General features: G+C 35.8%; 12 protein-coding genes. 2 read left to right on the top strand and 10 right to left on the bottom strand.

Annotation, left to right across the window (positions count from 1 at the left end; all coding sequences use genetic code 11):
• Nucleotides 1-65: 65 nt before the first annotated feature.
• Complete coding sequence (locus tag BKP35_RS16125) at nucleotides 66-1,070, top strand: DMT family transporter (protein WP_337959653.1); 1,005 nt, start codon at nucleotides 66-68, stop codon at nucleotides 1,068-1,070.
• A gap of 152 nt (nucleotides 1,071-1,222) precedes the next feature.
• Here the strand turns inward: BKP35_RS16125 and megL are convergent, their stop codons facing one another.
• A complete protein-coding gene (gene megL, locus BKP35_RS16120; RefSeq protein ID WP_071314394.1) occupies nucleotides 1,223-2,425 on the bottom strand; it encodes a methionine gamma-lyase in 1,203 nt (400 codons plus the stop codon).
• 230 nt (nucleotides 2,426-2,655) lie between these two features.
• Between megL and BKP35_RS16115 the strand changes: the two genes are divergently transcribed.
• Nucleotides 2,656-3,087, top strand: coding sequence for a DUF2621 family protein (locus tag BKP35_RS16115; protein ID WP_071314393.1), 432 nt, complete (start codon nucleotides 2,656-2,658; stop codon nucleotides 3,085-3,087).
• A gap of 108 nt (nucleotides 3,088-3,195) precedes the next feature.
• On the opposite strand, the gene BKP35_RS16110 is transcribed toward BKP35_RS16115, so the two are convergent.
• The 9 genes from BKP35_RS16110 to tkt form a co-directional block, all read right to left on the bottom strand.
• Nucleotides 3,196-3,708 (bottom strand): CcdC family protein, encoded by a 513-nt coding sequence (locus BKP35_RS16110; protein ID WP_071314392.1) that lies wholly within the window; start codon nucleotides 3,706-3,708, stop codon nucleotides 3,196-3,198.
• 423 nt (nucleotides 3,709-4,131) lie between these two features.
• The gene (locus BKP35_RS19680) at nucleotides 4,132-4,278 is read right to left on the bottom strand and encodes a hypothetical protein (protein WP_169819243.1); all 147 of its coding nucleotides are present in this window, start codon (nucleotides 4,276-4,278) and stop codon (nucleotides 4,132-4,134) included.
• Between the two features lie 305 nt (nucleotides 4,279-4,583).
• Nucleotides 4,584-4,790, bottom strand: a complete 207-nt coding sequence (gene copZ / locus BKP35_RS16105; RefSeq protein WP_071314391.1) for a copper chaperone CopZ — start codon at nucleotides 4,788-4,790, stop codon at nucleotides 4,584-4,586.
• A gap of 94 nt (nucleotides 4,791-4,884) precedes the next feature.
• On the bottom strand, nucleotides 4,885-5,214 hold the full coding sequence (locus BKP35_RS16100) for a metal-sensitive transcriptional regulator (RefSeq protein ID WP_071314390.1): 330 nt from the start codon (nucleotides 5,212-5,214) through the stop codon (nucleotides 4,885-4,887).
• 32 nt (nucleotides 5,215-5,246) lie between these two features.
• Nucleotides 5,247-7,085, bottom strand: a complete 1,839-nt coding sequence (locus tag BKP35_RS16095; protein ID WP_071314389.1) for an ABC transporter ATP-binding protein — start codon at nucleotides 7,083-7,085, stop codon at nucleotides 5,247-5,249.
• On the bottom strand, nucleotides 7,075-8,835 hold the full coding sequence (locus BKP35_RS16090) for an ABC transporter ATP-binding protein (protein WP_071314388.1): 1,761 nt from the start codon (nucleotides 8,833-8,835) through the stop codon (nucleotides 7,075-7,077). The genes BKP35_RS16095 and BKP35_RS16090 overlap by 11 nt, the downstream gene beginning before the upstream one ends.
• A gap of 183 nt (nucleotides 8,836-9,018) precedes the next feature.
• The gene (locus BKP35_RS16085) at nucleotides 9,019-9,231 is read right to left on the bottom strand and encodes a YneF family protein (protein ID WP_071314387.1); all 213 of its coding nucleotides are present in this window, start codon (nucleotides 9,229-9,231) and stop codon (nucleotides 9,019-9,021) included.
• Nucleotides 9,232-9,386: 155 nt separating this feature from the next.
• Entirely contained in the window at nucleotides 9,387-9,827 is a 441-nt protein-coding gene (gene sirA, locus BKP35_RS16080) for a sporulation inhibitor of replication protein SirA (protein ID WP_071314386.1), read from the bottom strand.
• A gap of 299 nt (nucleotides 9,828-10,126) precedes the next feature.
• Complete coding sequence (gene tkt, locus BKP35_RS16075) at nucleotides 10,127-12,127, bottom strand: transketolase (protein WP_071314385.1); 2,001 nt, start codon at nucleotides 12,125-12,127, stop codon at nucleotides 10,127-10,129.
• Nucleotides 12,128-12,453 lie beyond the last annotated feature (326 nt).

Raw genomic sequence — 12,453 nt, 5'->3', positions numbered from 1 at the left:
AGCGTACCCACCAATTGGCATAGTTTCACATATTATAAAAATAATGTTAGAGGTCGTGTCGAAAAATATTTTTTTGGTACTTCTCCAACGGCTCAAACCGTTGGTATATCAATATTTATAGAGGGAGGAATGGTATTATTAAATCATTTCTAGGTCCATTTTATTTATCGTTAGCGGCAGCTATTTGGGGCGGACTATACGTTATCAGTAAATTTACTTTTGATACGATCCCACCGATGACTTTACTTTTTATTCGTTATGCAATGGCTTCAGTCGTACTATGGTTGATTTGCTTTTATAAAGGCATTCCTTTGTACTTAAAAGAAAAACGTAGTTTACTCATTCAAGTTGGTTTCGTCGGGTATTTCGTCTCGATTGCTGCTCAATTCGTCGGGACTAATTTAACCTCTGCACATATGGGGTCATTAATTACTACACTGTCGCCTCTATTTTTATCTTTATTTGCGATTTTTCTTTTGAAGGAAAAAATGAATAAAACTCAAGTAGTCTCGATGATTTTAGCGACGATTGGCATTTTTGTCATTATCGGCGTACCTGGAGCTGGCGGCTACGGTGATCAAGGGCTTGGTATTTTCATTTTAATCATCGCCTCGATTACGTGGGGGTATTATTCAGTGATTTCAAGAAAAGCGTCGCGCTACTATTCACCATTACAAATCACCACTGTCGGTATTATGCTTGCGACGATTTTTTCTTTCCCACCCATTTTTGTCGAGATCAACCAATGGCACTTTAGCGATTTGTTTAGTATGCCAATCATTTTAAGCGTTTTATATGTAGGAATTATTTCAACGGCACTCGCCTTATTTAGTTGGAATAAAGGGCTACAACTAACGCCAGCGCATCAAGCTGGACTGTTCTTCTTTTTACAACCAGTTGTCGGAAGCTTTTTCGGTTGGCTTTTCTTAAAAGAACAGTTAACTGCAACATTTTTTATCGGAAGCTTATTTATTTTTATTGGCGTTTATCTCAGTATGAATCAAAAAGCTCCCAAAGTAAGCTTTAAAAACAAAGAAAAGGCAGCGGTTGAGGGGCCTATCGCTAAATAAAAGGCGTAGTTCCGCCTATACTATTAAACAACAAACTTATAAATAATGATCGTATAAAGGAAAGGTGACCCATAAAGCAAAGTCTTTAACGGGTCACCTTTTTTATTTTCATTTGTAAACGCTCTAAATTACTTTATAGAAATAGTACGTTCTTATTTATTTTCATCCTTAGCCATTTGGTCGAGGCTTTGTTGAATATCATCACGGATATCTTCCCAAGCTTCTAACCCCACAGATAAACGAACTAATTGATCAGTAATTCCCATCGATAATCTTACATCTTCCGGTACTGGTGAATGGGTCATCGATGCCGGGTGCTGAATCAGTGATTCTGGATCTCCTAAACTAACAGCAATTTTAATCATTTGCAAATTATTTATGAAACGCTGAGTTTGTTGCTTCGTTCCATCAATTTCAAAAGAGAATAGCCCTCCACCATGTTTCATCTGCTTTTTCGTAATCTCATAATCAGGGTGACTCGTATCTCCTGGATAATAAACCGCTTTAATCAATGGCTGTTCTCTAAGCCACTCAGCTAATTTCTTCGTGTTTTCACAATGTCTATCCATACGCACTGGCAATGTCTTTAACCCGCGTAACAACAGCCAAGCATCAAACGGCGCCAATATTCCACCAATATCCTTTTGAGTGGTCATCGCAATATGGCTAATTATTTCTTTCGTACCGATCGCAAGCCCGGCAACAACGTCCCCATGACCACATAAATATTTAGTCGCACTATGAACAACGACATCACAACCGATCTCAAGAGGCTTCTGCAAATATGGAGTACTAAACGTATTATCAACGACTACTGGGATGTTATATTGTTTGGCAACACGAACCACCATTTCAATATCAATCACTTTCATCGTTGGATTAATAGGTGTCTCAAGATAAATACATGCTGTTTCAGGACGAATCAACTCTTTCATTTGTTCTTCGGTTTCCATCGTCGAAAAATCATGAGAAATTTGGTACTTCTCTTCCATTAAAGTTAATAATCCGTAAGTACAACCGTAAATCCCTTGTGAGACAAGGACATGATCATTTGCTTTCGTTAAAGATAGTAATACTGCAGAAATCGCAGCCATTCCAGAACCAAAAGCTAAACAAGCTTCTCCTCCTTCGATATCGGCTACCTTTTCTTGTAAAGCAGTAACTGTAGGATTTCCTAACCTTGAATAAATGTAACCTTCCTCTTCACCAGCAAAAAACTTTTCCCCTTGTTCTGCCGTATCAAACGTGAATGTTGATGTTTGATAAATGGGTGTTGATAAACTCCCTAAATGGTTTTTGGAATCATAACCACTGTGAACAACCTTGGTTTCAAAATGTTTTGATTTTCTCTCCATTTATTTCTCCTCCTATTTCTCTCTCTATTCATTTATACCATAAGCTATCGGGAAACTAAATGGAAACGCTTACTTTCAGAAAAAACAGTTTATTGATCTTAGAAACATAAACTCATAAACACTGTACAAATAGGAAATACTTAATGATCTTAAGGCAAAATTAGACATGTAGTTTCTTTTTTATGCTACAATGGGTTTGATATGGACTATTAATTAGAGGTGACAAAGAGATGCCAAATGAATTTTTCATGTGGTTTATGCTACTATGGTCAGTATTTATTTTTGTACTGATGTGTATCGGCGGATACTTTATGTTTCGTAAATTTTTAAAGAAAATGCCAAAAGAAGATGGTAAATCAATCTTAGATTGGCAAGATCACTATATCGAACAAACGAAACACTTATGGGATGAAGAAGGAAAATTATTTTTAGAGGAACTTGTTGAGCCTGTCCCATCGCTATTTCGAGACGTCGCTAGAGATAAAATTAAAGGGAAAATAGGTGAGGTTGCCTTAGCGGAAAAAGCCGATGTCATTACAAGAGACCTTATTATTAAAGGTTATTGTTTAGGTACACCAAAACGTGATCATAAATTTTTAATCAAAAAACTAAGTGAAAAGAACATCGATAAATCGTCTTATAACCAATACTTACAACTCTAATAAGAAAAGCGCAAGCGCCTGCCTAAACAGTTGATAGTATAAGAAAAAACTTGGATCACCGCCAAGTTTTTTCTTATTTTTAAGAGATTGCGCTCATGTTTTTCGTTGTTAATTTTGTACTGGAATAATCTTATCGTTAACAGGATCTTCCTGTTGCTTCATTTTCTTTAATTGCCGCTCTAATTTTTTAAAACCGATAAACATTGAAACACGCCACGGTACAATCATCCCATAAGCAACGATAAAGAACATTCCACTTAGTTGCACTGGATCAATATAAAACCCTAATACGTATTTCAAGAATAGACGAAATAATAAGAGTCCAATTAAAATAAATAAAAATGCTTTCGTTTTCTTTAAGTAAATTTGATTATTTCTAATTTCAAACTTCGATGTTCTAACTAGAAATAACGAAAAGAAAAGTCCTAATACTAACGCTTCTAACACTTGAGTAAAGCTTATTTGCGCAGGCTCGTACAAGAACATAAAAAAACCGGTCGACATAAAGAGAGGTGGTAAAACTATCTTTTTTACAGTAGCTGGTTTTTTCGTTGCTTTCATCCGTATAAAAAAGGCCATAAATGCCATGAAAATCGCCATTCCAGTTGCTAAATAGGTCATAATGCGGAAAAACCTCCCCTAAACTTAACACTATAAACATAATTATAACATAAATTAAATTATTTTAGCATTAAAAAGATATAAAATAAACATTGTAAGCATTTTAATATAATTACCTTTATTTTGTAGTTTACTTAAAAATACACAAATGATACATATATTCTTAAAACCAAATATGTAAAAAAGACGGTTTTCTTTCATTGCGCAAATATCGCTGGGATATAAAAACGTTTGAAAGAAAGACCGTCGAAAGTTATTTTATTGAGTGAATTTCATAATCACCAAAAATGAGCCACATCACCCAATATATAGTTTGCGAATGGTTTTGACGCAACTATATATTGATCTTAGTGGCGTGAATAATGAATTATGAAATTCATTATATTAAAATTTGAAAACTTACTTTTATTACCGTTCAAAGCGTCATACCGAAAATGGTCCTAATAGCGCTTCAACAAGGAATAAAGATAGCAATAAAAAGATCGCAAGTACACCATGTTTTTGCTTTTTAAATATAATCATTAAACTACATAAAAATAAACTATAAAGGATCACATAGTATACGTTCAATGGGTGAAAAATAATGTCATTATTAAGCCAACCAAACTTGTGAAATGATGCTGTGCCGTAGGTTTTTAAAACTAAATGACTTACGATTAACTACGCAAAGCTAGCAACGGCTAAATGGTCTATAATTTTTAATGACCATTTTTTAGAAAAAAAGTAATACAAAAGATAACCTCCGCTTATTACAGCCGAAATGAGCAAAGCGTTTGGTCAGAAAACAACAAAAAAAGCTAACTCTTAAGCTGCACACTCTCCTAAACAAAGAGTACGCGCGACTACCGAGTTAGCCTCCTTATTAAAACTATATGTTATACAACATCATAGCCTTGGTCATCAATTTCATTTTTTAGTTGTTCTTCAGTTACTTTAGAGCCATCAAACTCAACTGTAACATTTTTTGCATTTAAATCTACTTCTGCACTTACTACACCGTCAACCTTTGATAATGCTCCTTCAACAGCACTCTTACAATGACCACAAGTCATTCCTTCAACTGAAATAGTTACTTTATTCATTTTGCAACATCTCCTTGTTTAAGATATTTTTAGTTTTATACTTTATAAATGTAAAGAGTTACTCACTACGGAAATAAGATCAAAATAAACTATCCTAAGATTTTGAGAATTGTTGTATCACTTTCATCAATTCTTCGATGGCTTCGTCGCCTTCACCTTCGGCAACCGCTTGACTAACACAGCCACGAGTATGATCTTCAAGCAACGTATAGCCTACTTTTTTTAATGCTGCTGAAACAGCCGAAACTTGTACTAATACATCAACACAATAGCGGTCGTCTTCAACCATCCGTTGAATACCTCTAACTTGTCCTTCAATTCTCTTTAAACGGTTAATTAATTTCGCTTTTTCTTCTTCTCGTCTTTTAACAGCAGGATTTTTCTCAGGATGTAACGGAATATTTAATAATTGTTCTTTTTCCATGTTTTCACCTCTTTATTCATACCATACCCCTGCTATGTATTTTTGTCAACCGTGTTTACATATTCAGAGGTTGTTACCGACTCTATTTCTTCTCGATCGCCTTGCTGAAGTAAATACATTTTATGATAAAGGCCACCTTGCTCGATTAATTCGCTATGGTTGCCCCGTTCTACAATTTCACCTTGATGTAACACTAGAATTTGGTCAGCGTCTTTGATCGTTGAGAGGCGGTGAGCGATAGCAACCGTCGTTCTACCCATTTGCATCTTTTCTAATGCCAGTTGTATTTCTCCTTCTGTTTCTGTATCAACATTGGCAGTCGCTTCATCTAAGACAAGAATACTCGGATTTAGAGCAATCGTTCTTGCAAATGAAAGTAACTGCCTTTGCCCACTAGAAAGCGTCGACCCTCTTTCACCTATTTTCGCTTCATACCCCCCTGAAAGTTTTTCGATAAACGGATGGGCGTGAACGAATTTAGCAGCATTAACGACGTCATCTTTCGTTAAATTGTCGTTATAAAATTTTATATTTTCTTCAACAGTCCCAACAAACAAAAACGGATCTTGGAGGACAAGTCCCATTTTTTTTCTTAATTCATCATTTTCATAGTGATCGATCGGCACGCCATCTATAAAAATATCACCTTTCACCCCTGGATAGAAACGCATTAATAAATTAATGATTGAACTTTTTCCACTTCCAGTATGCCCTACGAGAGCCACTGTTTCTCCTTTTTTCGCTTTAAAAGAAATATTTTTCAAGACGTTATGTTCACCATCATAAGAAAAGCTTACGTTGCGAAACTCAATTTCTCCTTTTTCAATTTTCGGTTGCCCATCCCCTCGTTTTTCAGGTGATACTTCATGATGATCAAGGAGGCGGAACACACGACTCGCCGAAACTAGCGCTTGTTGGAAAATTGATAACCTCATCATCATTTGATTTACAGGTTCAAAAAAACGGTCTAAATAATTGATAAAAGCATATAAAACCCCTATTTCAATCGGGCTATTTAAAGATGTGACACCAAAATAACTTAACACTAAAATTAGGGCAATAATGGAAATGAAATCGACGGCTGGTCTTAATAGAAGCCCGTCAAGTTTAATGCTTTTTAACCATGCTTTTTGATGATCGTCATTGATCGTTTCGAATTCACGACGTAACCTTTTTTGCTGGCGAAAAATTTGAATGATCGTCATCCCTTGAATGGATTCGTTTATTTTTGCATTGAGTTGACTTAATTTTTCACTCATTTCCGCATAAAATTTCGAACTAAGTTTACGATATAGTTGCATTAAAATAAACAACACAGGTAATAAAAACAAACAGAAAAATGCGAGCTGCACATTTAAGTAAAACATCGCAGCAAAAACACCGATTAAAAACATTATATTTTGTACGTAGTTTGACAAAACACTTACGTACAAATCTTTAATCGTTTCGGTATCATTTGTAATTCGTGAAACAAGTCCACCAGTAGGAAACTTATCGAAAAAAGCTAAACCTAAGTTTTGAACTTTTTCAAAGACGTCAATACGAATTTGTTGAATGATTTTCAGTGCTATTTTTTGAAATAGAAATAGTTGCACATAAGTGATTGCAACACTCGCAAAATGTAGCCCTAAATAGCCTGCCGCAAGTAGAAACAGTGGCTGAAAATCAAAAATCCTCGGTGTTAAATAATCATCAATAAAAATTTTAATAAGGATTGGCCCTAAAATTTGCGCACCAGTTCCTAGCATTAGTAGAAAAAAGGCAATTGTAAGCCAACGTAAATGAGGTTTCGTATAACTTAACAGTCGACGAAAGACGATTTTCTGATCCATCGGCTCAAATAGTAGTGACTGTTTGTTTTTATGATTCATCATTTGAGCCCCCTTGTTCAACGAGCGTCTCCAGCTTTTGTTTTTCATACATCTCTTTATACCAACCATCAACAGACATTAGTTGCTCATGATTTCCCTTTTGAATAACTTCTCCATTATCTAAAACGACAATCGTATTCGCATGCTTTATTGCACTTAAACGATGCGCTGTGATCATTGTTGTTTTATCTTTACGAACCTCTCTTAATGCCTCTAGAATTGCTTCTTCCGTTTTCGCATCAACCGCTGATAAACTATCATCAAGGATTAATAGTTCAGGGTTTGTTATTAGAGCTCTTGCAATCGAAATTCTTTGTTTTTGCCCACCTGACAAGGTTACACCTCGTTCACCAACAACCGTTTCATACCCATCAGGTAGTTGAACGATATCTTCATGAATAGATGCAAGCTTTGACGCATCGATAATTTCAGTTAAGCTCGCATCAGGCTTTGCAAAAGCGATATTATCAGCAATCGTCGCTGAAAATAAAAAATGATCTTGTGGAACATAGCCGACAGATTTCCTTAAAGCTTCTAACGTATAATCATTTATAGACCTTCCGGAAAAATAAATGACTCCATCGTTTAAATCGTATTGGCGCATAAACAACTTCATTAATGTCGTTTTACCACTTCCTGTTCTTCCAACGACTCCTAGTGTTTCTCCTTTATTTACTTTAAAGGAAACATGTTGTAAGGCAATCTCTTCCTCTTCGTAAGCAAAACGATTTACATGAAACTCAATATCACCAACAGGTGGTTCATTTTTCACTGAATTGTCGTCAGTAATGTCGATCTTTTCACTTAATAGAGATGATATACGGTTATATGATGCACGTCCACGCTCAACGATGTTAAACAACCAACCGAAAGCAAGCATTGGCCATATTAATAACCCTAAATAGATCGTAAAACTTGTTAGCTCACCAATCGATAACTCGCCAGCGACTACGTATCTAGCTCCAAAAAGAATCGCCAAGAAAAAGGAAATCGAAACGATGAAAGAAATCGTTGGATCAAACAATGAATCTACTCGCGCTACTGCGATATTTTTTTGAACAACGTCATCGGACTTTTTGCGAAACGACTCTACATCATCTTTTTCATAACCAAAAGTCTTGATGACTCTTATTCCAGACATACTTTCTTGTACTTTATCATTTAAACTAGAAAAAGCTGCTTGCGCTTTCCCGAAACGCTTATGTAACAACGAACCGTAATAACTTGTCGCAAGAGCCATGAACGGCATTGGGATTAAGCAGATCAGTGTTAGTTTCCAGTTAATTGTAAAGGCCATCGTCAAAATAACAAACCCACCCATTGTAAGTGAGTCGACGAGAGTTAATACCCCGACACCTGCTGTTTGCTCAACTGCTCTAATATCATTGGTCGAATGTGCCATTAAGTCTCCTGTTCTTCGATTATTATAAAATTTAGGGGACATTTTCGTAAAATGTTCGTAAAGTTGATTGCGTAGCTTTCTTGCTAGTTTAATAGAAGCACCGAAAATCATTATACGCCACAAAAATCTAAAGATATATACTGCAATTGCTATAACAAATAAAACTCCACACCAATAAATCAAAATCGAAGTCGTCAATGTGCCTTGCTCAATATGGTCAACGATGACGCCAACAATATATGGTGGAATTAAAGATAAGATCGACACAATCGCTAATAAAAGAATACCGGTAATATACTTCCTTTTTTCTTCTTTAAAAAACCACATCAAATCTAAAAATACCTTCATATTTTCCCCTCAAGTCTTCTCTATTTTTTCAACTTTCAAAACACAAGCAAACATATTTTATCAAACTTATTCAATACTTAGAAGAAAAAAGTTTTCACTAAAGCCCCCAAATGTTATCCACAAATGATTTGTATTTATTTCCTGACAAATAAAAAACACTCCAAAGGGAGTGCTTATGCTTTATTACTTCATTTGACTATTCATAGCCTTCATCATTTGGTTGATTTTTTTCTGCGATGGGTTCATGCCCATTTGCATCATCATCACTCGTAACATTTTTTCGTTAATAGGTGGGTTTTTCTTTAAGTAGTTCATCATTGTTTTGCGGGCAATAAAAAAGCCAATCGCAGCACCGGCAATTAAAGATAATACGCCGATTAAAATATTAATCCACATGCTTAATTTCCTCCTTGTAGTTATGGCTACATCCAATCACGATAGACAGCCATTTGCATCCAATTAATTATAACCTAATCAATTGTCAAATTAAAGTGCCTTTAAAGTTTTTTTAAAAGTTTTTGTATAATGAAACTAGAGTTTATAACTAGCGATTAAATATAATTGACTTGCTTTACAGGGTTTAACCATCCGTAATTTTTATTACCAAAATCAACCGCAAAAAAGCAAGAGTTTACTTTTCGTAATATTTCAAAAAAAACGGTCTCAGCTTGATAACTACCACTAGCAGATACTGTAATAAAATGACCGTGATCTTTAAGGACTGCCTTACTCTCTAACGCCTTGACATCTAAATAGTAATGCTCATTAAGTACATAAAAATCCGATCGCATTTTTAACGTTTGATCAAGATTTTTTCGTATTTTTAGTGATGGAAGTGTCGAAGAAATATATTTAATTTGCTTTTGAACGATCTCTTTTAATTCAGTATTCGCTGTTTCTCCTTCGATAAAAAGTTGAAAAATTAACCACTCTTTTCCAAAATAATTGGCGGCAACTTCAGGCTCTAATAAATAAATGTGATAATGCCTCATACAATTGTCCTCCATTCATTCATTTCTACATATAACTATATAGCATGTCCATAGAAATGGTTGTCAAACAGTGGAAAATTATAGCACTATTTTTGTCGAAACGAAGATGTCAAATTATAGAGTAGCTAAACGAGCAATGAGCTGAATGTTTAAAATTGACATTCAAAAAGGAAAAGGTGTCCCCTTCCATGTATCAGTCATGTTGAGGTACTAAATATCGACGAATATTCAATTACAACGTCTCTATTTAAGAAGTAACCTTTTTGGAACTGACACTTACGGGACACCCTCAATTAAATTTATTTTTCCAACGTTGTTTTTAACTTAGCAACTACATTCTCAACGTTGAATCCGTATTCTTCCATTATTTTTTCCCCTGGCGCTGAGGCACCAAATTGATCAATGGCAATTACAGCACCGTTATCACCTACATATTTATGCCAGCCTAAAGATGATCCCATTTCAATTCCAACTCTCGCTTTTACATCTTGTGGAATGACTGAGTCTTTATATTGTTGTGACTGTTTCTCAAAGCGGTCCCAACTTGGCATGCTAATTACTGAAACATATATGCCCTCTTTTTCAAGTTGCTCTTGAGCTTTCACAGCTAACTCAACTTCTGAACCGGTAGCAAGTAACAATCCATTTACATTTCCTTTAGCTGGAGAAATCACATATGCACCTTTTTTCACACCTTCATATGCATTGTCTTTCGTGTCTTCTTGGGTCATTAAGTTTTGACGAGATAGTACTAATAGTGTTGGTTCGTCTTTACTTTCAAGCGCTAACTTCCAAGCAGCAACCGTTTCATTACTATCTGCTGGTCTAATTACCGAGAGTCCTGGCATTGCACGAAGAGCCGCTAATTGTTCTACAGGTTCATGCGTAGGGCCATCTTCTCCGACAGCAATACTGTCATGTGTAAACACGTATGTGACAGGTAACTTCTGTAGTGCTGATAAACGAATTGCAGCACGTAAGTAGTCAGAGAATACGAAGAATGTTGCACCAAATGGCTTCACTCCACCGTGTAGAGCCATACCGTTTAGCGCTGCTCCCATAGCAAATTCTCTTACACCGAACCAAACGTTTCTACCACTGTAATCTTCGCGTGTGAAATCACCTTCGCCTTTTAACATTGTTTTATTAGACGATGCTAAGTCAGCAGATCCACCAAATACTTGTGATACATTTTTAGCTAAAGCATTTAAAGCTTCACCTGAGGAAGAACGCGTTGCAACGTTATCTTTTCCTGCTTCATAAACTGGTAAGTTTTGATCCCATCCATCTGGTAGTTGTCCACTCATAGCAAGCTTAAATTCACGAGCTAACTCTGGGTATTTTTCTTCATATTGTGCTAATACATCATTCCACTGTTGCTCTTTGTCCAGTCCTGCTTCCTTCACGCTTGTAAAAAGTTCAGAAACTTCTTCTGGAATATGGAATTCTTGTTCGTACGCCCATTTATATGTTTCTTTTGTAAGTTTTACTTCATCTGCACCTAGTGGCGCTCCATGAGAAGCTGATTTACCACCTTTATTCGGCGAACCGTAACCAATTGTTGTTTTCACTTCAATTAATGTTGGACGCCCGTCTTGTTTTGCAAGCTCAATTGCTTTACTGATCTCTTCAACATCATTTCCATTTTCAACACGGATTACTTGCCAACCGTAAGCATTATAACGATCTTCAACATTTTCGCTAAATGAACGATTTAATTCACCATCTAAAGAAATATCATTTGAATCATATAATACAATTAAGCGACCAAGCTTCAAGTGACCGGCTAGAGATGCAGCCTCTGCTGATACACCTTCCATTAAGTCTCCATCTCCACAAATTGAATATGTATAATGATCAACAACTTGTAAATCATCTTTATTATAAACACTAGCTAAATGTCTTTCAGCCATTGCCATTCCGACAGCCATAGCAACCCCTTGTCCAAGTGGACCAGTCGTTGCATCTACTCCTGGAGTGTGTCCAAACTCTGGGTGACCTGGTGTTTTACTCCCCCACTGACGGAAGCTTTGTAGATCCTCTAAAGATAAATCATATCCTGAAAGGTGTAATAAACTATATAAAAGCATAGAACCGTGTCCTGCTGATAATACAAAGCGGTCCCTATTAAACCAGTTTGGGTTATTTGGGTTATGATTCATAAATTTTGCAAACAGTGCATATGCCATTGGTGCTGCCCCCATTGGCATTCCAGGGTGACCTGAGTTTGCTTTTTCAATACTGTCAATTGATAAAGTACGTATCGTATTAATTGCTAATTCATCAACGTTCATCGTCATCAGTAGTTCATCCTTTCATTCCTCATTTAACATTTTATTACGTTTTTCATCATATACTTTCTTTCACAATTTAACAAGGATATCTCTGGTAAAACATGAAAATTTGACGAAAAAAGTGTTGTTCGTATATAGAATAAAGCTACTTGTATAAAAATATACAAAAATCAGCATAAAGAAACGAAATTGACGAAAATAATGTAAAAGACGGAGGACTTCCTCCTCTTCGCTGTTCATTTCTTAACGAAATAAGACAGCTCATTAAAGACAGCTCATTCAGGAAATCCCCCGTCTTTTTTACACACAAATAAATAGCTTTCTATGACGTC

Origin of the sequence: Anaerobacillus arseniciselenatis (assembly GCF_001865995.1) — a bacterium.
GTDB classification, from domain to species: domain Bacteria; phylum Bacillota; class Bacilli; order Bacillales; family Anaerobacillaceae; genus Anaerobacillus; species Anaerobacillus arseniciselenatis.
Note: the sequence above shows the minus strand (reverse complement) of the source record. Positions and strands in the feature narration are given on the sequence as shown.